The organism is Variovorax sp. FG153 (genome assembly GCF_057809595.1).
Genome location: NZ_JBMDKG010000001.1, coordinates 387,334 through 407,082, shown reverse-complemented (window position 1 = coordinate 407,082; position 19,749 = coordinate 387,334). Strand labels below are relative to the sequence as shown.

At 71.0% G+C, this 19,749-nt stretch carries 15 protein-coding genes; 8 read left to right on the top strand and 7 right to left on the bottom strand.

The genetic code is table 11. From position 1 onward, the window contains the following. The first annotated feature begins 30 nt into the window (after positions 1–30). Positions 31–456 (top strand): hypothetical protein, encoded by a 426-nt coding sequence (locus tag ACODT0_RS01885; protein WP_422098831.1) that lies wholly within the window; start codon positions 31–33, stop codon positions 454–456. A 113-nt stretch (positions 457–569) separates the two neighbouring features. Beyond that, a complete protein-coding gene (locus ACODT0_RS01880) occupies positions 570–1,703 on the top strand; it encodes an ABC transporter substrate-binding protein (RefSeq protein ID WP_422098830.1) in 1,134 nt (377 codons plus the stop codon). Positions 1,704–1,712: 9 nt separating this feature from the next. On the opposite strand, the gene ACODT0_RS01875 is transcribed toward ACODT0_RS01880, so the two are convergent. From ACODT0_RS01875 to ACODT0_RS01865, 3 genes are read right to left on the bottom strand one after another with little or no spacing between them, the layout of a single operon-like run. Continuing rightward, positions 1,713–4,640: a hypothetical protein gene (locus ACODT0_RS01875; RefSeq protein WP_489040390.1), complete on the bottom strand. Its 2,928-nt coding sequence runs from the start codon at positions 4,638–4,640 to the stop codon at positions 1,713–1,715. 60 nt (positions 4,641–4,700) lie between these two features. Then, positions 4,701–5,084 carry an iron chaperone gene (locus ACODT0_RS01870; RefSeq protein ID WP_489040389.1) on the bottom strand — a complete coding sequence of 128 codons (384 nt, stop codon included), beginning with the start codon at positions 5,082–5,084 and terminating at the stop codon, positions 4,701–4,703. Positions 5,085–5,095: 11 nt separating this feature from the next. After that, positions 5,096–6,028 (bottom strand): helix-turn-helix domain-containing protein, encoded by a 933-nt coding sequence (locus ACODT0_RS01865; RefSeq protein ID WP_489040388.1) that lies wholly within the window; start codon positions 6,026–6,028, stop codon positions 5,096–5,098. 115 nt (positions 6,029–6,143) lie between these two features. Between ACODT0_RS01865 and ACODT0_RS01860 the strand changes: the two genes are divergently transcribed. Beyond that, a complete protein-coding gene (locus ACODT0_RS01860; RefSeq protein ID WP_057594126.1) occupies positions 6,144–6,779 on the top strand; it encodes a cysteine hydrolase family protein in 636 nt (211 codons plus the stop codon). Positions 6,780–6,810: 31 nt separating this feature from the next. On the opposite strand, the gene ACODT0_RS01855 is transcribed toward ACODT0_RS01860, so the two are convergent. Continuing rightward, positions 6,811–7,236 (bottom strand): CopD family protein, encoded by a 426-nt coding sequence (locus tag ACODT0_RS01855; protein ID WP_489040387.1) that lies wholly within the window; start codon positions 7,234–7,236, stop codon positions 6,811–6,813. After that, on the bottom strand, positions 7,233–7,547 hold the full coding sequence (locus ACODT0_RS01850; RefSeq protein WP_489040386.1) for a DUF3817 domain-containing protein: 315 nt from the start codon (positions 7,545–7,547) through the stop codon (positions 7,233–7,235). The genes ACODT0_RS01855 and ACODT0_RS01850 overlap by 4 nt, the downstream gene beginning before the upstream one ends. 101 nt (positions 7,548–7,648) lie before the next feature. Here ACODT0_RS01850 and ACODT0_RS01845 point away from each other — a divergent pair, with 101 nt between their 5' ends. The 5 genes from ACODT0_RS01845 to ACODT0_RS01825 all read left to right on the top strand — a co-directional run bounded on the left by ACODT0_RS01845 (position 7,649) and on the right by ACODT0_RS01825 (position 17,853). Further along, on the top strand, positions 7,649–8,623 hold the full coding sequence (locus ACODT0_RS01845) for a GlxA family transcriptional regulator (RefSeq protein WP_489040385.1): 975 nt from the start codon (positions 7,649–7,651) through the stop codon (positions 8,621–8,623). A 279-nt stretch (positions 8,624–8,902) separates the two neighbouring features. Continuing rightward, positions 8,903–11,293 (top strand): type VI secretion system Vgr family protein, encoded by a 2,391-nt coding sequence (locus tag ACODT0_RS01840; protein ID WP_489040384.1) that lies wholly within the window; start codon positions 8,903–8,905, stop codon positions 11,291–11,293. Positions 11,294–11,304: 11 nt separating this feature from the next. Beyond that, positions 11,305–12,900 carry a hypothetical protein gene (locus ACODT0_RS01835; RefSeq protein WP_296726729.1) on the top strand — a complete coding sequence of 532 codons (1,596 nt, stop codon included), beginning with the start codon at positions 11,305–11,307 and terminating at the stop codon, positions 12,898–12,900. 35 nt (positions 12,901–12,935) lie between these two features. Further along, a complete protein-coding gene (locus ACODT0_RS01830; protein ID WP_489040383.1) occupies positions 12,936–17,279 on the top strand; it encodes an RHS repeat-associated core domain-containing protein in 4,344 nt (1,447 codons plus the stop codon). Positions 17,280–17,322: 43 nt separating this feature from the next. Continuing rightward, positions 17,323–17,853 (top strand): hypothetical protein, encoded by a 531-nt coding sequence (locus tag ACODT0_RS01825; RefSeq protein WP_057594121.1) that lies wholly within the window; start codon positions 17,323–17,325, stop codon positions 17,851–17,853. Positions 17,854–17,884: 31 nt separating this feature from the next. Here ACODT0_RS01825 and ACODT0_RS01820 read toward each other — a convergent pair whose 3' ends face one another. After that, complete coding sequence (locus ACODT0_RS01820; protein WP_057594120.1) at positions 17,885–18,871, bottom strand: Bug family tripartite tricarboxylate transporter substrate binding protein; 987 nt, start codon at positions 18,869–18,871, stop codon at positions 17,885–17,887. A gap of 2 nt (positions 18,872–18,873) precedes the next feature. Further along, positions 18,874–19,707, bottom strand: a complete 834-nt coding sequence (locus tag ACODT0_RS01815; RefSeq protein WP_489040382.1) for a hypothetical protein — start codon at positions 19,705–19,707, stop codon at positions 18,874–18,876. Positions 19,708–19,749 lie beyond the last annotated feature (42 nt).

Here is a 19,749-nt window from a genome sequence, read left to right as displayed (position 1 = left end):
CATCACTTGGGCGCTCCGGCGCTCCACCGCATGCTGAGCTACGCAATCCAGAAGGTCGGCGACGACTTCCAGCAGACCCACCCGCAGGGCGAGACCACGCTCGTCGGCTTCATGGCCGCGATCGATGCACATCCGTGGCAGGAACAGCACCGCGAATGGAACGAGCAGCAGGACGGCCCGCTGCCCGCGCTGGTGCTGCGCCACGAGGCCGACCAGCGCGAGCTGTGGGTCACGCTGCTGGGCGACGGCACCGACCGGCGCGGCGAGTACCAGCTGCAGTCGGTGGCGATGCGCCCGCGCAAGGGTTTCTTCGGCAAGGGCAAGCTCGAACAGGACGTCGCGGTGTTCGAGACCCGCGACCGCGGCGAGCTCGACCGGCTGTGCGAGCTGTTCTGCGACGGGCAGTACGAGGCCTTCGATCGCGAAGCGGGGCGGATGGCGGCGCGCGAGGACTGACAGAGCGCCCGCGCGCAAGCACACCGTTTTCCGTTATCCTCCGCCCCGCCCGGACACCAAGATCCGGCCCTTGCAAGAAGGGGCGTTCACCGCCCGGAGACGGAGAGAGACAGATGAATTCGATGGCGTTCTGGCGTCCGCTGCTCGCGGCCGCCACGATGGCGGCTGCGGTGCTGCCGGCTGCGGCGGTGCAGGTGGTGGTCGGGCAGGTGGCCCCGATGTCGGGGCTCGAGGCGCGGCAGGGACGGGCCTTCGGGGTCGGCCTCAAGCTGAGCTTCGACGCGATCAACAAGGCCGGCGGCATCAACGGCCACACGCTGGGCCTGGTGCGCAAGGACGACCTGGGCCAGCCCGAGCAGACCGTGGCGCTGACCAGGGCCCTGGTCGCGGAGAACCGGCCGATGGTGCTCGCGGGCTACTTCGGCACGCGCAACATCGCGGCGCTCGTGGCCTCGGGCACGCTCGAGAAGGAGAAGCTCGCGCTGGTGGGCTATCGCTCGTCCGAACTGCGCGCGCCGCCGCCGCTGCTGTTCAACATGCATGCCGACCTGCGCGAGGAGCTGACCAAGATCACGCGCCACCTCGCCACCATCGGCATCAACCGGCTCGGCGTCTTCTACGAGGACGTGCCCGCGTCCGGCGAACTGCTCAAGCTGATGGACGAGCTGGCCGCGGCCTCGTCGTCGCGCATCGTGGTGCGGGCCTCGTACCCGGCGGGCACCACCAAGGTGGGCGACGCCGCCGAGGCCTTCCTCAAGGAGCCGCCGCAGGCCATCGTGATGCTGACCAGCACCGGCGCCGCCGCGGCCTTCATCGAACGCTACCGCATGGCGCCCAAGGGCACGGCGCAACTGGTCGCGCATTCGGGCGTCGACGTGGAGCAGCTCTCGCAGCGGCTGTCGGAACAGCACATGCAGGGCATCGTGATCGCGCAGGTCACGCCGAGCCCGTTCCGCATCTCGAGCAAGCTGACGCGCGAGTTCATCGAGGCCACGGCCGGGCAGACGCTGGAGGTGCCGGTCAGCTACTCGATGTTCGAGGGCTACATCACGGGCCGCGTGATCGCCGAGGCCGTGCGCCGGCAAGGGCGTACCCCCACGCGCGAAGGCATGGCGGCGGCGCTGGCCTCGCTGGTGAATTTCGACTTCGGTGGCTACGTGGTCGACCTCGGCCCCAATGCCGGCGGCAACGGCACGCGCTTCGTGGAGCTCACGATCCTCAGCAACGCGGGCAAGATCCGGCAGTAGCGCCGGGATTCATTTCTTCGGGCCGAACAACGCGCCCAGCGCCCGTGCCGCCTTGACCAGCGGCGACGGCCGCAGCTGCTGATACTCCGCGCGCAGCTCGGCGCACAAGCCCTCGTCGATCTTTCCGGCGGGCAGGGCCAGCAGCAGTTCCAGCGTCTCGACCTGCCGCTCCACCTGCCCCACGTGGCCATAGCTGCGCGCGAGCCCGATGCGCGCCTTCACGACCTGGGCCGCGATGCCCTTGTCGGCCTCTTCGCCGCAGGCCTCCACCAGCGCCTCGCAGCAGGCCACGGCCTCCTCGTAGCGGCCGGCCTTGCGCAGCCGCACGCCGCGGTTGACGCTGGATTTCGCGGCATAGGTGCGCAGCGCGACCTCGGGCGCCTGCAGGCAGGTGTCGATCACATGGCCATAGAGCGCCAGCGCGGCATCCAGGTCGGTGTCGGCGATGGTGATCGCCTTGCAGAAGCGCGCATTGGCCACGCGCTCGCGCAGGTAGGCGACGTCGGAGCGGGCCCAGCGCACGATGATCGCGTCGTAGGTCTGCAGCTCCTCGGCGCGGCGGCCGAGCTTGTCGAGCTGCACCGCTCGGTTCGACATCGCGAGCGCGACGTCCTTCTCGGCCGAGGTCGAGAGTTCGTTGCCATAGCGCGCGATGACCTCGTCATTGACCGCCAGCGCGGCCTCGCGCTGCGACAGGCAGCCCAGGCTGTAGCCCTTGCGCACCATCGCGTCGAGGCAATGGCGCCGCAGCTCGGGATGCAGCGATTCGACATGGGCCTGCAGCACCTCGTCGTAGCAGGCGATGGCCTCGCGATGCTTGCCCTCCACCGCCAGCACGCGCCCGCGCTCGATGGTGGCGTCGATCTCGTCGCGCTGCGCCAGCGTCAGGTCCTCGTACTGGTCGCCATAGCTCACCGCCGCGCCCTGGCGCTGCAGCCGGTTGAGGCAGGTCAGCCGACTGGCCGCGGCCTTGGCCAGCGTGTCGCGCATCGATGCGCCGGTGGCATTCGGGAAGCGCGCGAGCAGCGCGTCGTAGACCGGCAGGGCATCGGCCTCGCGGCCCAGCAGCATCATCAATGCGTAGGCCTGGTTGAGGTAGGCGCTGGCGACCACGCCCTCGACCTCGGAACCGGTGTCGGCCGCGAAGGCCTGCAGCAGCGCCGCATAGGCATCGACCGCGCGCTGGAACTGCAGGCGACCGCGCCAATGGGCCGCGAGCGCGTACTGCGCCTTCACCGCGATCGTGCGCAGGGCCTCGACCGGATCCTTCGCGAAACGCGCGACGAGCGCATCGACAGCCACGGCATAGCGCTCCTCGACCTCGGTCACGGCGACCTCGATCGCGCGGCCCTCCTCGTCCTTGCCGTCGGGGCGCGGATGCGCGGCGGGGGCCTGCGCCTGCAGGATGTCGCAGCGCAGGTCCATGGCGCGCGCGATGGCGCGGCGCAGCGCGGTGTCCTCGGCACCGCGGGCCTCGGTCCAGCCTTCGAGCGCGCGCAGCGCGGCCTCGACATCGCCGCGGGCCCAAAGGATCTTCGCGCGCTCGATGCGGCCGTGCACGCATTGCAGGCGCGTGTAGGCATCGGCGGACTCGGCGTGCAGCGCATCGAGTTCCGAGAGCGCCGACAGCGCCTCGTCGCCCCGATCGAGCGCGCGCAGGGCCCAGGCCTCGAGCAGCCGCGTGCGTGCCAGCTGCGGCTGCAGCAGCGCGCTGCGGTCGTCGCCGAAACGATCGAGCAGGCGGCGGTAACCGGCCAGCTCGCGTGCCGGGTCGTCGAGCGGCACCAGCTGGTCGAGCATCGCGAGCAGCAGCTCCTGGCGGACCTGCGCATCGGGATGCCCGGCATAGCGCGACCATTGCCATTCGGCCAGTTCGTCGGCGCGGTCCTCATCGTCGGGCTCGGCATCGCGGTCGCGCAGCAGCTGTGCCTTGACGCGCAGGATGCGGTTCACGCAGCGCAACACGGTGGCATCGTCGCTGTCCGCATGCGGGTCCAGCACCGCATCGCAGGCCGCGAGCAGGCGCTCCTCGAGATCCTCGTCCTGCGCGCCGCGCAGCAGGTGGCGCTGCAAGGCGAGCGCGAGGTCGGTGCGCGCCAGTGCGAGGGTCTGGCGCCGCTCGGGCTCGGCGGCATCGGCGTGCGCGGCGATCAGGGTGTGCAGCAGCGCACGGGCTTCCTCGTTGCGGCCCAGCGTCTCGAGCAGGCGTGCATGGGCATGCTGCGCGTCGGCGGCTCGTGCCTTCAGCGCGGGTTCGGTGGCGGCTTGCAGGTCCTCATGCAGGGCCGCGTATTTCTTCAGCGCCTCGTCGTGGTAGTCGAGCTCCGCCAGCATCCGGGCCTGCACGGCGCGCACGCGGGCCACGAGCACGCGCGTCGCGGGCCAGTCGTCGCCGCCGAAGCGCCGCGCCAGGTCCTCGCAATGCCGCACCATGTCGACCCGCGCGAAGGTCGCGCCGCCGGCGGCGCGCAGCCTCGCCTCCTCGAGCCCCGCGGCGACGATCCATTCGCGCAGCGCCGGCGACTGCGCCTGCTCGAAGCGGCGCTGTACCTCCCGCAGCAGGTCCAGCGCGGCCTCGGCGTGGCCGGTCGCAGCCAGCGCGCGAGCCTTCTCGCACTGCGCACGCGCGATCCACGGCCAGGCCGCGACCGGCGCGAACACCGGCGCCAGCACATCGCGCGCACCGGGCTCGAAATGCGCGCACAGCGCATCGGCCGCCGCCACCACCTCGGCCGTGCGCCCGAGCGCGTCCAGCGCCTCGATCTGCCGGAGCCAGGCCGAGGCCAGGTGCTCCTGCAGATCGGGCGAGGCGCTGTCGGCGGGCGTGCTCAGCGGCAGCAGCCGCGCGACGAGCGCTTCGGCCTCCGCGAGGGCCGATGCGGCGGTGGCAAGGTTGGCGAAGCGAGGCGAAGGGTCCGGGCGATCGATGTCGTGCAATCTGGTGTCCTGGCTGGGGCTCTGCGCTTCATTCTCGCCGCCGGCCGGCCGGCCCGCGCTTCACCAGAACGAATCGTCCTCGCGCGCCTTCACCACGCGCAGTCGGTGCTCGGCGATGCGGCGGATCAGGTCCTCGGGCAGCGGTTCGTCATAGCGGACCTTGAGCAGTTCCTTGGTGGTCTGATGCCCGGCCAGTTCCTTGCGGAACGCCTCGAGCGCCGCGGCCGAGGGGGCGAAGCCCAGGTGGGCCTTGTGCGCGGAGAAGGCGAACAGGAAGCGCGGCTCGACGAAGAAGGGCGTGCCCCACTTGATGGCCTCCCGGGCCTCGGGTGCCACGCGCCGCAGCAGCGCGCGCAGGCGCCGCAGGTGCGCATGGGCCTCGGGCGGGGCGGCGGCGATGTAGTCGTCGATCGTGGTGGGCGCCTTGCCGGCCATCTCGTTCATCCCCTTCGTGTTCATCCGCCCTGGCGCTGCACGTCCTTCGGCGTGCGGCCGAACCTCGCCTTGAAGGCGCGGCTGAAATGGCTGAGGTCGGTGAAGCCGAACTCGAGCGCGGCCTGCGACACCTGTCGCACGCGCCCTTCGGCGAGCGCCCGGTAGCTGGCCTCGAGCCGCTGCTGCCAGAGCCAGCGGCCGGGCGTGGTGCCCTCGGCGGCGAACAGCCGCATCAGCGTGCGCAGCGACAGGTGGCAGTCGCGCGCGATGGTCTCGCCGTCGAGCGTCGGGTCGCCGAGCCGGACACGGAGGTAGCGCTTCACGGCCGCCAGGCGCCCGTCGCGCGCACCGGCGTCGACCTGCGAGGGCGAGAGCTCCGCCTCGAGCGCCGTCGACCAGATGTCCATCGCGGCCTGCGCGAGCGCTGGCGGCGCATCGTCGTGCAGCGCCATCAGCTGCTGCAGCACCGATCCCGCGAGCGCGGCCAGCTTCGCGTCCCGGCCGACCGGCCGGGCCACGAATTCGTCGGCCGCGCCGATGCGGCTGGTCAGCAACGCGCGCGGGATCGCGACCATGACAGCATGCGACCACTCGCCGAACTCGAGGCTGAAGGGACGCGACTGGTCGTGCAGCACCATGTCGCCGGGGCGCATGCTCACGCGCCGCTCGTCCTGGCTGAAGCGCGTGTTGCCGCCGAGCGCGAACCAGAGAAAGAAGTCGTCGCGCGGATCGCGCCGGATGTCGGTGGCGCCGCGCGTGACGCGGATCGTCGCCGCGCCGGGCAGCTTCGATTCGATCTCGTTGAGCGCGAGCGCGCCCAGCCCGCGCTGCGACACCCTGGCGCGAAACGCCGCGCCGCCCGGCGCGTTCGCGCACTGCGTGACCGAGTAGCTGCGGCACGTGACCTGGTGCCACTTCTCGAAACTGTCGCCGGGTTCGACCAGGGTTTTCATGGAACGGATGGCAGGTGGAGAACAAAGCTTGGCAAGCCGGGGCCAGCGCGGACGGCCGGCGCGACCCAAGATCGCCGCACCCGCCACCATCCGACTCACCCACCGAGGGGCCAATATGCCTTATCAGATCGATCGCATCAATCCGGCGACCACCGCCGTCATCGTCGTCGACATGCAGAACGACTTCGTCGCCGAGGGCGCCCAGTTGCGCTCGGCCCAGGCCGCGGCCATGGTGCCGACCTTGGCGCGCACCCTGGCCACCTGCCGCGAGCGCGGCATCCGCGTGATCTACACCGCGCACGTGCACCGGCGCGACGGCTGCGACATGGGCCTGTACGACGACCTCTACGGCCCGATCGCCGATCGCAGCGCGCTGGTCGACGAGACACCCGGCAGCGAGATCTTCGCGGCGCTCGCGCCGGCCGCGGGCGAGCACGTGGTCAAGAAGCACCGCTACAGCGGCTTCTTCGCGACCGACCTCGACCTGATCCTGCGCGAATGGGGCATCGACACCGTGGCGATCACCGGCACCACCACCGAGAACTGCTGCCATGCGACGGCGCGCGACGCGATGTTCCGCAACTACAAGGTGGCCTTCCTGTCGGATGCGACCGGCACCTTCGACTACCCCGACGTGGGCCAGGGCGCGATGCCGGCCGAGGCGGTGCACGAGGCCACGCTGACCATCCTGGCCTTCTCGACCGCGCATGTGATGACGAGCGAGGAGTTCGTCGCGCGGATCGATCGCTGAGCAGGCGCGACGGACCGAGCCGGACTGGATCTCAGGGCTTGAGCACGACGAGCAGCGCGATGCCGCCGAGCGCCGCGACGCACAGCCCCGGAGCGATCCGGACCCATGCACGCTCGCGGGTGTTCGTGCCCTCGACCTGCCTTCTGAGGCAGGCCGACAGCACGCCGTGCAGCCCCGACAGCGCGAACACCAGCACCAGCTTCGCGTAGAGCCAGCCCGCGCCGAACCAGCCGCCCAGGCTCGCGAGCGCGATCCCCAGGCCCCACACCGCCACCATCGCCGGCACGGTGACGCGGCGGTCCCAGCGCAGGAAGGCCTGCCCCATGCGCTTCTCGTGCGGCAGCAGCACGCCGCCCGAACGGCCGAGCGCGGCGACCGCCACGCCGAGCAGCAGCAGGCCGCCGGTCCAGGCGAGCACCGCGGCCAGATGCAGGGCCTTGAGCCACAGGTAGCTCATGCGGCCGGCCCGCGGTCGAGCAGCTTCCAGCTGTGGAAGCCACCGCCCGGCAGGCAGGCGAAGAGCACGAGCTTGAAGCCCATGCGCGCGGAGACGTCCTCGAGCGTTGCCGCGTTCACGACCTTCCAGCAGAAGCCCAGGAAGACGAGGCCATGCAGCGGCCCCATGAGGCTCACGGCCCAGGGCAGGCCGGCGAGGTGTTTCATCGGCACCGCGACCAGCAGCAGGACCAGCAGCGTGGCGGCTTCGAGCAGGCAGAAAAGCCGGAGACGGGAAAGGCGCAGGGCTCGGGACGGCAAGAGCAACTCCATGGCGGGAACCTCCATAGTCTCCCGGTGCATGGCCCGAAGCGAAAGTGGCCGGATTGACAAGCTTCGACTGTTTTCCGCCATCCATGGAAGAATCCGCCGCCATGACACCCAGCGCCCCGAAGACCACGCCGCACCGGCTCGCGGTGCTCGCCCTGCCCGGCCTCATCGCCTTCGATCTCGCGAGCGCCTGCGAGGTCTTCGGCCACGCGGAGCTCGCGCCCGGCCAGCCCTGCTACCGCATCGCGGTCTGCGGCGAACGGAAGTCCTTCGACAACGGCAGCTTCACGCTCACGGTCCGGCACGGGCTCTCGGTGCTCGATGAGGCGCAGACCATCGTCGTGCCCGGCATCGCCGATCCCGCGGCACCGATCGGCCGAGCCGTGCTGCAGGCATTGCGCACGGCCTCGGCACGCGGCGCGCGCATCGCCTCCATCTGCTCGGGCGCCTTCGTGCTGGCGCAGGCCGGCCTGCTCGACGGACTGAGCGCCACCACGCACTGGGTCGCGGCGCCGCTGCTCGCCGAGCTCCATCCGCGGGTGGAGGTCGATGCCAAGGTGCTCTACATCGACCACGGCCGGATCCTGACCTCCGCGGGCGCGGCGGCGGGGCTGGACCTGTGCCTGCACATGGTGCGCAAGGACTTCGGCGCGGCCGTCGCGGCGCGGGTGGCGCGGCTGTCGGTGGTGCCGCTGCATCGCGAGGGCGGCCAGGCCCAGTTCATCCAGCCGCTCGACCTGCCCGCCGACCGCGACCTGCAGCCGCTGCTCGCATGGGTGGAGCGCAACCTGCACCGGCCGCTGTCGCTAGACGACCTCGCGCGCCAGGCCTGTAGCAGCCAGCGAACCTTGAACCGGCGCTTCCAGGACCAGTTCGGCGTCTCGCCCGCGCAATGGCTGATCCGCGCGCGCGTGCGCCGCGCGCAGGAGCTGCTGGAACGCACGCGCCTGGGCGTCGAGCAGATCGTCGCCAAGGTCGGGCTGGGATCGGCGGCGAACTTCAGGGCGCAGTTCCAGCGCGTGGCGGGCGTGAGTCCGAGCGCATACCGCCGCAGCTTCGGCGCGAGGTCGAGGGCCTGAACTCCGCGGCGCCGCGCGACTACGAATCCTTGTAGTCGCGTGCTCCCGCGGCAAAAACGGCAGTAGAGTCTTCCCGAAAAGAAAACGTTTGCCCCATCGGCTCGACGCTGCTGCACCGACGAACGCCAAGCTTCATACCTTCGACTGATATTCGTTGTCGAAGGTAGTGGAATGGATGTATCGCCATTGCAATTTGGTTGCAGCTTATTACCGCCGATCGTCACGAGCTTCTCTACAGTGCTCGGTTTTTCGCCTTCACGCTTCGTTGCAGGGAGTTTCATGCCCACGCCCGCCTCCAGTCGGGGCCGCAAGATCACCGCGACCTCCGACGCCATGCCCGTGCTCGACGGGATGGCCGCGCTCGAACCCGTCCTGATCGAGGGCGAGGAAGCACTGAGCCGCCCCTATCGCTACACGCTCACGCTGACCACGCCGGAGTCGTCCACCATCGATGCGCGCTCGGCCGCGAACATCAAGCTCAAGCCGCTGATCGGCGAGGAGTTCGGCGTCCACATCCTGCTCGACGGCCGCCCCGGCGGCGCGCAGCAGCAGCGCCATCTCTCGGGGCTCGTGACGCGGGCGCGCTTCCTGCGCCTGGAGGGCCGGCGCGCGCTCCATGAAGTGGTCATCGAATCTTGGCTGAGCCTGGCCCAGCGCACGCAGGACTTCCGCATCTTCCAGAACAGGAACGTGCTCGACATCGTCGACGAGGTGCTCGGCGCCTACGGCTTCGCGCTCTCGATCCGGGCCACGGGCAGCTACCCGCCGCGCGAGTTCGTGGTGCAGTACGGCGAGACCGACTACGACTTCGCGAGCCGCCTGCTGCACGAGTGGGGCCTCTACTACTACTTCGAGCACGCGGCCAACAGCCACACGCTGGTGATCGTCGACGACATGCAGGCGCACGGCCCCTTTCCCGCCGGCGGCTACGAGCGCATTCCCTTCAGCGCCGCCGAGGCGTCGTCCAACGAGGAACACTGCCACCACTTCCAGCTCGCCGAAGCCTTGCAGAGCGGCCAGTGGGTCACGGGCGACTTCGACTTCACGCGGCCCAAGGCCGACCTGCTGCGCACCAAGGCGATGCCGCGCCGCACCCGGCATGCGGCGCGCGAGGTGTTCGCCTGGCCTGGCAACTACGCGGCCGAGGCCGATGGCGAGCAGATCGCGCGCGCACGGATGGAGGAGACCGGCGCGCCCGGCCAGGTCGCCAGCGGCGCGGGCAACCTGCGCGGCCTGGCGGCCGGCTACCGCTTCACGCTGACCGACCACCCGCAGGACAGCGCGAATGCCGACTATCTCGTGACCGCCACGCGGCTGTCGCTGCAGGAAGCGGGCGACGCGACGGGGCAGGAGGAGTTCCGCTGCCGGGTCGAGTTCGAGGTGCTGCCGGCGAACAACATCTTCCGCCCCACGCCCGACGCGATCAAGCCGCGCACCACGGGCCCGCAGACGGCGGTGGTCACCGGCCCCGCGGGACGCGAGATCTGGACCGACCAGTACGGGCGCGTGAAGCTCAGCTTCCACTGGAACCGCTACTGCAGCAAGGACGAGAGCAGCTCGTGCTGGGTGCGCGTGTCCTCGCCCTGGGCCGGCAGCAACTTCGGCGGCATGCAGATCCCGCGCGTGGGCCAGGAGGTGGTGGTCGACTTCGAGTACGGCGACCCCGACCGCCCGCTGATCACGGGCCGGGTCTACAACGCGGACAACATGCCGCCCTGGGACCTGCCCGCCAACGCCACGCAGAGCGGCCTGCTCTCGCGCAGCTCCGAGGGCGGCAACGCCGCGAACGCGAACGCGCTGCGCTTCGAGGACAAGCTCGGCGAGGAGCAGCTGTGGCTGCACGCGGAGCGCGACCAGTTGCTCGAGGTCGAGAACGACGAGGTCCACACCGTGGGCCGCGACCGCAGCAAGACCGTCGAGCGCGACGAGACCCACCATGTCAAGAACGACCGCACCCGAACCGTCGACCGCAACGAGACGGTCACGATCCACGGCCAGCGCGCCGAGACCGTGGACGGCGACGAGGCGGTCAGCGTCAAGTCGAACCGCAGCCATGCCGTCACCGGCACCGAGACCCTGACGGTCACGGGCGACCAGACGCACATCGCCAAGGCCCACCGCACCGCCAGCGTCACGGGCAACCAGACCACCTCGGTCACGGGCACGGATTCGCTGACGGTCACCAAGGCCCGCACCGTCACGGCGCAGGACAACGACCTGTGGAACGTCACGCTGGCCCAGACCACCACCATCGGGCAGGCCTACCAGGTCTCGGCCCGCTCGCACACCGCGACCTACAACGACGCGATGACGCTCAACGTGCCGGCCGGCCCGGCCTCGGCCACCGCGCAGGGCGACGTCTCGCTGACCAGTTCGGCCGCCAACCTGTTCGGAACGGCCGCCCTCAACATGGGCCTGCTGGCGCAGGGCGGCGACTTCTCGGCCGTGGCCTCGGGCAGCGTGGGCGTGAGCGCCGAGGGCGGCACGCTCGATACCTTCGCCTCGGGCGCCATGACGCATGCGAGCCCGACCAGCGTGGTGCTCAACGTCGACGGCACGGCGGTGGAGGTGACGCCCGGGCGCATCGTGCTGCGCGCGGGCAGCGCCACGCTGATGCTCGACGAATCGGGTGTCACGGTGAACGGCACCAAGATCTTCCTGAACTGCTGAGGGCCGCATCGATGTCCTCCGCGGCACCGGTGCGCAACCCGGTCGAAAAACGCATGGCCCGGCTCCACGACCTGTGGTGGGAGCGCACCGACGATGCCTCGCTGCGCGCGGTCGTGCTGCGGCTGCCGCCCGACTCGCAGCGCATGCTCGACGCCTTCTTCGCGCTGCAGATGGTGGACAGCGACTACGCCACGCCCGACCTGTTCCTGCGGCTGGACGCGGCCTACGAGACCGGTTACCGCTACAGCCGCGAGCTGCGGCAGGCCATGATCGAGACCGTCGCGCACAACCGGCCGCAGCTCGCGAAGCAGGGCGTGGCCGGCCCCTGGGAAGAGGAACACGCGAGCGGCCGCGACAGTGCCGCCGGCTTCGTCGACACCGGCCTGTCGCTGGCGCGCCACCTGCGCCGCCAGCGGCTGTCGGTCGTGCTGCAACCGGGTGGCGTGAGCGACGTCGCCTGCTTCGAGCGCTGGCTCGACGCGGCCATGCAGGCACCCGTGCCGCCGCAGGATGCCGGGCTGCTGCGGCTGGTGCTGGTGGACGACAGCGACTCGCGCGCCTGGCAGCCGCTGGTGGAGCGGCACGCGGGGATCGTGCGCGTGGTCGATGCGCCGCTCGACATCCTGGAAGCCGCGCGCGAGATCGCCGCGCAGGCCGGCGGCGGCGCCGGGGGGGCCGCGCTGTTCCGGCAGCTCCATGCCGACATGCTGATGCTGCTGCGTCGCGGCGACGCGGCCGCCGTGGAAGCGACCGCCGAGCGCGCCGCGCGGCTGGCCACGCGCAACGGCTGGTCCGACCAGCGGGCCGTGCTCGACGTGATGGTGGGCGGCGCCTGGCTGCAGGCGCGCGACTTCGCGCGCTCGGTGGCGCGCTACCGCCAGGCCCGTGCCGCGGCGGCGGAGGCCACGCAGGCCGGCAACCCGATGGGCCCGATGCTGCTGATGCAGGGCTGGATGGCCGAGGGCGGCGCATGGGCCGCGGCCGGCGACATGAAACAGTCGGCCCAGGCCTTCGAGCAGGCGGGCGAAACGGCCCGCCGCATCCCCAACAGCCTGTTCGCGGTCGAGGGCCGGCGCGCCGCGGCCCAGGCCTGGCTCGGCGCCGGCGAACGCGACCGGGCCTGGGCCTCGGCGCTGGCCGGCGTGCGCGAGGCACGCGCCATGGCCGGGGCCGACCGGCCGAACAGCACAGTGCCGCAGCTGCTGCAGGACATGCTCGCGATGCAGGATCCCCGACGCTGCGAGCGCATCGCACAGTGCGCCACGGCCTACGAGCGCGAGGCGCGCGCGGCCCTGGTCGAGGCCGATCTCGCGGGCCACCGGCTCGGCCCCCACCCGCCGCCGGCCGCGATCGCGGCGATCGAAGCGCAACTGGTGCAGCGCTACGAGCTGCTGTTCCAGGGCCAGCTGCGCGAGCGCGAGCAACTGGTGCAGGGTGGCGAGGAGGTGTTTCGCACCGTCGTCGCCATGGGCCGCGAGTGGCTCGATCCGGCCTGGAGCGGACTGCCGCACGTGAAGCATCCGCTGGACCTTTCGCCCGGCGAATGGCGCGAGTCGCCAGCGTTCGCGCGCCTGCCCGATCCGCAACCCTTCGTCGAGGCCGCCTGAGGCGCGCCGGCTCCTTCACGCCCCAAGGAAAGCACTTGTTCTTCGCGGCCAAGCATTTCGATCCGCAGCTGGGCATCGACGCCCACACCTACCTGGCGCCGCCCGGCGTGTGGCCCACGGTGCACATCGGCATCGTGATGGACCCGTTCGACTACCTGCCGACCATCCAGGTGTCGCCCGACAACCCGATCGTCAAGGGACTGGGCGCGCTCGGCACCGCGACCGAGGCCGCCAAGAACGCCATCGGCGAAGGCACGGCGTCGCCTCGGATACCGGCGCCGCCCGGCGCGCCGCCGGACGATGGCGCGATGCCCGAGAGCATCCCGCTGCCGCTCGGCGCCACGGTCGAGGTGGCCGGCGTGCGGCGCGCCAATGCCGGCACCGGCGGCGTGGACTTCCACATCCTGGTCGGCGCGCCGATGCCGATCGTCAAGGGACCGGGCGGCCCGCAGTTCGACGACGAGCTGTTCATGGGCAGCCGCACCGTGCTGGCCGACGGCGATCCGTTCTCGCGCATCACGATGCCGGTGCTCGGCTGCAACATCGTCGGCCTGGTGCCGCCGTTTCGCCCGCGCAAGCTGGTCAAGCCCGTGCGCCTGAGCCTGATGCTGCCGACCACCTTCAACGTGGCGATCCCGCCGCAGGTGTTCGTCGGCGGGCCGCCCACCATCTCCTGGGGCGCGATGATCCAGCGCGGCCTGTTCAAGGCGCTGGGCCGCGCCTACACGCGCATCGCGCGGCGCGTGTTCAAGAACATGCCGCCGGGCTTCCTCAAGTGCCGGGTGCTGCGCGCCGAGCCCGTGGACATCCGCGACGGCAGCGTCTCGGTGACGCACGAGGACTTCCACGTTCCCGGGCGCCTGCCGCTGACCTGGAGCCGCGCCTACGCATCGCGCGACCACGACTTCGCGGGCCACTGCGGCCAGGGCTGGCAGACGCCGGCCGACCTGCGCCTCGTGGCCGAACCCGACGGCCTGCTGAGCCTGCACGGGCCGGACAGCTGCGCGCTCTTCCCCGCCCTGCCCCGGTCCGAGCGCGAACCGGTGCGCGACCTGGTGGACGGCGCACGCCTCGAGCGGCAGGGCGTGCGCCTGACGGTGCGGTTCAAGGACGGACTGCACTTTCACTTCGACGATGCCCTCTCGCCGGCGGGCGAACTGCGGGCGGCGGCGCTACCGATCGCATGCATCGAGGATGCCTGCGGCAACGGCTGGCGCTTCGTGCGCGACGAGGACGGCGCGCTGGTACGCATCGTCGAGAACGGCGCGCACGGGCAGCCGGGACGCAGCATCGAGGTGCGCTCCAGCGGCGGCCGCATCGAGGCGATGGCGCTGCGCGACCCGCTCACCGGCCTGGAACATCCGCTGGTGAGCTATCGCCATGCCGGCGGCGATCTCGTGGCGGCCGTCGATGCACTCGGCGCGGCACGGGAGTTCGCCTACCTGCAGCACCGCATGGTCCGCCACACGGATCGCCTGGGCCTGAGCTTTCACTACGCCTACGACGACCGGTGGCGGGTGGCGCATGCCTGGGGCGACGGCGGCCTGCAGGACTGCCGCTTCGCCTACGACGAGGCATTGCGGCAGACGCAGGCGACCGACTCGCTCGGTCATCTCACGGTGGTCAAGTTCGACGAATCCGGGTTGCCGCTCGCGGAGATCGACCCGCTCGACGGCGTGACCACCTTCGAATACGACGACGCGGGCCGCACCGTGGCCGTGACACGGCCCGAGGGGCTGCGCACCGCGTTCGTCTACGACGCGCACGGCAACCTGCAAAGCACGCGCTGGCCCGACGGCAGCACGATCCGCAACGAATTCGACGACGAGGACCGCGTGCTCGCGGTCGTCGACCCGAACGGGCAGCGCTGGTCGCAGGGCTACGACGAACGCGGCCTGCTGGCGAGCCAGCGCGATCCCCGCGGCGCGGTCACGCGCTTCGAGCACGACGCGCACGGACAGCTCGTGCGCCATGTCGATGCGCGCGGCGCCGTCACGCAGCTCCAGTACGACCGACATGGACGGCTTCTCGTGCTGACCCATCCGCTGGGCGCGCGCACCCGCTTCGAGCACGACGTGCTGGGCCGGCTGAAGGCGCGGCAGGACGCGCTCGGGCGAACGACGCGCTACCACCACGATGCCAAGGGGCGCACGCTGCGCATCGAGCGCCCCGGAGGCGGCCATGCCGCCTGCGCTTACGACGCCGAGGATCAGTTGCTGCTCTACGTCGACGAAGCAGGCGCGCGCACGCGGATGCAGTACTTCGGGACCGGCAGCCTCGCCGCTCGCGTGCAGCCCGACGGCCAGGCGGTGCGCTACCACTACGACACCGAGGAACGGCTGGTCGGGCTGACCAACCAGCGCGGCGAGCGCTATGCGCTGCGGCGCGACGCGCTCGGCCGGATCGTCGAGGAGGTGGACTACTGGAACCAGTCGCGCCGCTATATCTACGACGGCGCGGGCCGCCTGAACGCCACCGTCGACGCGCTGGGACAGCGCGTGGCCTTCGCGTGCGACGCGATGGGCCGCATCACGCGCAAGACCTTCGACGATCCGCTGCAGGCGGGGCGCCAGCGCCACGAGCACTTCGTCTACGACCGCCTCGGCCAGCTGGTGGAGATGCGCAACGACGCGATGCACGTGCGGCGGCGCTTCGATGCCGTTGGCAACCTGCTCGAGGAGCGCCAGGGCGGCTTCCGCGCGAACTACCGCTACGACGAGGTCGGCCATCGGATCCTGCGCGAGACGAGCGCGGGCCATCGCCTGCGCTACGCGTTCGACCTGGGCAACCAGCTGCAGGGCATGGCGATCGACGACGACCCGCTGATCGCCATGACGCGCGACGCGCTGGGCCGCACGCTGAGCGAGCGGCTGGGAACGGGGCTGGAGCGCCGCTTCGCCTACGACGAGCGCGACCTGCTGACCGCGCAGCGCCTGCTCGAGGATGCGGGCCCGGTGTTCGAGACGCGCTACGACTACGACGGCGCCGGCAACCTCGAGTGCCGCGCCGACAGCCGGCAGGGGATCGATCTCTACCGCTACGACGCGCTCGGCCAGCTGCTCGAGCATGCGGACCCGCAAGGCCGGATTCAGCGCTTCCTGCACGATCCGGCCGGCGACCGGCTGCACACACGCGTGCGGCAGACGCCGCGGGCCCGCGTGGCCGGCGGCGAGAACGATGCCGAGGCCGTGCACTGGACGCGCGAGGGCAGCCTCGAGGGCACCCACTACGTGTTCGACCGCGCGGGCGACCTCGTGCAGATGCACGATGCCATGCCGGCCGGGGACGCGCTGCAGCTCGTCTGGGATGCCAACCACCGGCTGGTCGAGAGCCGCAGGGGAACGGCCGTCACCCGCTATGGCTACGACCCGGTCGGCCGGCGCGTCTTCAAGCGCGGTCCGCAGCGCACCACGTGGTTCTTCTGGGACGGGAACACCCTGCTGGGCGAACTGACCGAGGACAACGACGTGCCGCGGCCGCCGCCGGCCCTGCCGTCGAACCCCGTGTTGCAACTGGCGGGCGCGCGCCGTTCCTCGGCCGCCCCCGGAACGAACGACGCGCGCTATCTGAAGGCGCGCGAGTACGTGCACTATCCGTCCACCTTCGTGCCGCTCGCGCTCGTCGAGCGCGATGGCGACCGAAGCGCGGTCCTCCACTACCACGTCGATCCGAACGGCTGCCCGACCCGCCTCACGGACGGGCAAGGCCGCACGGTCTGGTCGGCGAGCCATGCGGCCTGGGGCGCGATCCGCGCGCTGCAGTGCGAGGAGGTCGGCAATCCGCTGCGCTTCCAGGGCCAGTACTTCGACGAGGAGACCGGGCTTCACTACAACCGCCACCGCTACTTCGATCCCCGCAGCGGCCAGTTCGTCTCGCTCGATCCGCTGCGCCTGGGCGCGGGCGAGAACCTCGTGCGCTATGCCGAGAACCCGCTGCTGGGCATCGATCCGCTGGGGCTGGTGGCCGGCGAAAGAATCCCCTATTGGGAGATCGGCGAAACGGGCCAGCACGGGCGCCCCATCCTCGCGCGCGTCACCGGCGACGACGGCAAGTTCGACCACTACGAGAACCCCGGCCATCACGATCCCAACATGCGCTCCCCCGGCCGCGGGACCGATCCCTACAACACCGGCAAGAGCGTGCTGCCCGAGAACCATCGCGAGTTGTTCGAGAGCAGCCGCTCCTACCCCGGCGATCGAAGCGTGCGCTATGCCCGCGACAGCCACGGCAACGTGCACCAGTTCCAGGACTCGGGCGCGCGGATCTTCCACTGGGCCGGTTCGGACAACGGCGTCTCGCTGCGCGGCACGGTCGACCACCTGCGCATCAATGCCGCGCGGCGCCGCTTCGCGTCGACCGTGCCCGCGTGCCGCGCCTAGCGGCGCGCCTCGAACCGACGGCTTCAAGGACAATCGCCCCATCATGCCCGCACATATCTTCGGCACCCGGGAGACCCTGCAGTTCGACATCGCGCCCAAGGACCCCGAGAGCTTCGCGATGCGGCAGGTGGACATCCACGCGGCCGGCACGCACGTGACCGCGACCGATAACGGCGTCTACGTGCCCAGCTTCCTCTTCACGCTGCACAGGACCCTGAAGAGCTTCCGCAACCCGGCCCGCTTCCAGCCCAGGGCGGACATCTTCGGCGACCGCGGACCCGTGGACATCCACCGGATACTCGCCGACGCGCCGGATCCATCGCCCGATCCCGGCGACTTGCCGGACCTCTGGGCCTTCCTCCAGTTCGGAGACGTCACGTTGCGCGTGCTGAGCTTCCTGATCCCCACCGCGCACGGCGTGTACCTGAGCTGCGAAACGCCCTCGCCGGAGACGCCGCAGCAGCCCGGGATCCGGGTCGTCGAAGTGTCGGTGGAAGCCCTGGCACGGACCATGACGCAGGCCTTCGAGGCCGTCGCCGCCGAGTACGAGGGCGACAAGTCGTCCGTGTCCTGATCCGCCCGCGGGCGTCGAGAGAAGGTCGCGGCTAGTCGATCGCGATCTTCGCCCGCGCCACCACGTCCTTCCAGCGCTCCAGCCCCTGCCGGATCGCCTGCGTGACCGCCTCGGGCTCGCTCGATCTCACCGCATAGCCCAGGCGCGCCAGCCTCGCGGCCAGGTCGGCATCGAGGGCCTTGCGCGTGGCGGCGCGGATCGTCGCGAGCACGGAGGGCGGCACGCCGGCCGGCGCCAACAGGCAGTACCAGACCTCGTAGTCGACCGAGGGCCCGCCGATCTCCTTGAGCGTGGGCACCTCGGGCAGCTGCGTGCTGCGCTGCGCGCCGAACACCGCGATGCCGCGCAGCCGCCCGGCCGCGATCTGGCTCGCGACCGAGGGCGAGGTGGCATAGACCATGTCGATCTGCCCGCCCATCGCATCGTTGACCGCCGGCGCCGTGCCCTTGTAGGGCACGTGCAGCGATTGCAGCGGCGAGATGGTCGAGAGGTACTCGCCCACCAGGTGCGGCGAGGTGCCCGCGCCCGGCGTGCCGTAGCTCAGCGAGCGCTTTTTCGACAGCGCGACCAGCTCCTCGAAATTGCGCGCGGGGAAGTCGGGACGCACGGCCATCACCACCTGCGTGCTGCCGACCATGCTCACGGGCGCGAAGTCCTTGAGCGGGTCGAAGCGCGTGTTGCGGTTCACGCTCGGATTGGTCGCGAGGTAGTCGTTGGCGAACAGCAGCGTATGGCCGTCGGCCGGCGCGCGCGCGACGAAGTCGGTGCCCATGTTGCCGCCGCTGCCCGGGCGGTTGTCCACGACGACCGCGCGTCCGAGCAGCTGGCCGAGCCGCTCCGCGAACGGCCGCGCGATGGTGTCGAAACCGCCGCCCGGCGGGAACGGGACCACCATCGAGATCGGGCGCGAGGGAAATTCCTCCGCGGCCCAGGCGCGTGGCAGCGGCGAGGCCGCCAGGGCGGCACCGAGTCCCAGCACGATGCGACGGCGCCGGCCGTCGGACTGAGGGTCGCGCATGGTCACAGCCTCGGCAGCTCGATCTGCAGCAGCTCGCTCGCGGCATCGGCCGTCATCGCGCTGGCCGTCTCCCCGCTGTAGAGCGAAGACCGCGCTTCCCAATCGCGCGGGCCGTCACCCGCGTGGCCCTTGCCGGCCAGCACGAACACGATGCTGTTCGGCGGCACCTCGATGCTCCGGCCCGCTTCGAGCGCGATCAGCGACAGCACGGTCCGCGCCTCGGAGAAGCTGCCCAGGTGCTTGCGCGCCACGCCGGGCCGCTGCGCATCGCCCAGCCATTGCGCGGCAGAAGGGCGGATGAAGATCGGCTTGTCGTAGCGACTCTCGGGGTAGCGCAGCTCGCGGCCGTTCATGTGCTCCCAGACGGCTTCGTAGGCATCCTGGTTGCGCGTGCCGCCCTCGGGCTTGTCGACCTTGTAGACGCCGGCCTCGAAGCGCCCGTTCTTCTTGAGTTCGACGATGCCGCGCTGGAACGCCGCCTCCGACAGGTAGCCGCTGCGGCTCGCGCCACCGAACTGCAGCACCAGCGTGAGCGATTCGCCCGCGATGCTCTGCGGGCCGTAGAACACGCCCTCGGGAAAGTAGCCGATCATGCCGGGCTTCATGACGCCATCGCGCGCGAAGTCGGCGTCGCCCTCGAGCTGCACGCGCACCTGGTCGAAGTTGTGGCGGTGGCGCGGCGAGTCGAAGTCGTTGAAGGTGTTCGAGAGCTGGAGGAAGAAGTTGCCCACGCTGCCGTCGCGGCCGGACAGCAGCGGGTGGTAGCGGAACTTGCCGCCGCGGGCATGGGTGCGCTCGATCATCGTGAGATCGCGCAGGTTCAGAATCTGCTGCATGGAAGGATGCGTCTCCTTGTTGGAATGGCCCGCATGCTGACG

What these genes read in the sequence shown, in the direction of transcription:
- ACODT0_RS01865 (WP_489040388.1), bottom strand. Translation starts at nt 6,028, where the DNA reads ATGAAAACCCTGGTCGAACCCGGCGACAGTTTCGAGAAGTGGCACCAG.
- ACODT0_RS01840 (WP_489040384.1), top strand. Translation starts at nt 8,903, where the DNA reads ATGCCCACGCCCGCCTCCAGTCGGGGCCGCAAGATCACCGCGACCTCC.
- ACODT0_RS01860 (WP_057594126.1), top strand. Translation starts at nt 6,144, where the DNA reads ATGCCTTATCAGATCGATCGCATCAATCCGGCGACCACCGCCGTCATC.
- ACODT0_RS01850 (WP_489040386.1), bottom strand. Translation starts at nt 7,547, where the DNA reads ATGGAGTTGCTCTTGCCGTCCCGAGCCCTGCGCCTTTCCCGTCTCCGG.
- ACODT0_RS01855 (WP_489040387.1), bottom strand. Translation starts at nt 7,236, where the DNA reads ATGAGCTACCTGTGGCTCAAGGCCCTGCATCTGGCCGCGGTGCTCGCC.
- ACODT0_RS01820 (WP_057594120.1), bottom strand. Translation starts at nt 18,871, where the DNA reads ATGCGCGACCCTCAGTCCGACGGCCGGCGCCGTCGCATCGTGCTGGGA.
- ACODT0_RS01835 (WP_296726729.1), top strand. Translation starts at nt 11,305, where the DNA reads ATGTCCTCCGCGGCACCGGTGCGCAACCCGGTCGAAAAACGCATGGCC.
- ACODT0_RS01880 (WP_422098830.1), top strand. Translation starts at nt 570, where the DNA reads ATGAATTCGATGGCGTTCTGGCGTCCGCTGCTCGCGGCCGCCACGATG.
- ACODT0_RS01885 (WP_422098831.1), top strand. Translation starts at nt 31, where the DNA reads ATGCTGAGCTACGCAATCCAGAAGGTCGGCGACGACTTCCAGCAGACC.
- ACODT0_RS01825 (WP_057594121.1), top strand. Translation starts at nt 17,323, where the DNA reads ATGCCCGCACATATCTTCGGCACCCGGGAGACCCTGCAGTTCGACATC.
- ACODT0_RS01870 (WP_489040389.1), bottom strand. Translation starts at nt 5,084, where the DNA reads ATGAACGAGATGGCCGGCAAGGCGCCCACCACGATCGACGACTACATC.
- ACODT0_RS01815 (WP_489040382.1), bottom strand. Translation starts at nt 19,707, where the DNA reads ATGCAGCAGATTCTGAACCTGCGCGATCTCACGATGATCGAGCGCACC.
- ACODT0_RS01845 (WP_489040385.1), top strand. Translation starts at nt 7,649, where the DNA reads ATGACACCCAGCGCCCCGAAGACCACGCCGCACCGGCTCGCGGTGCTC.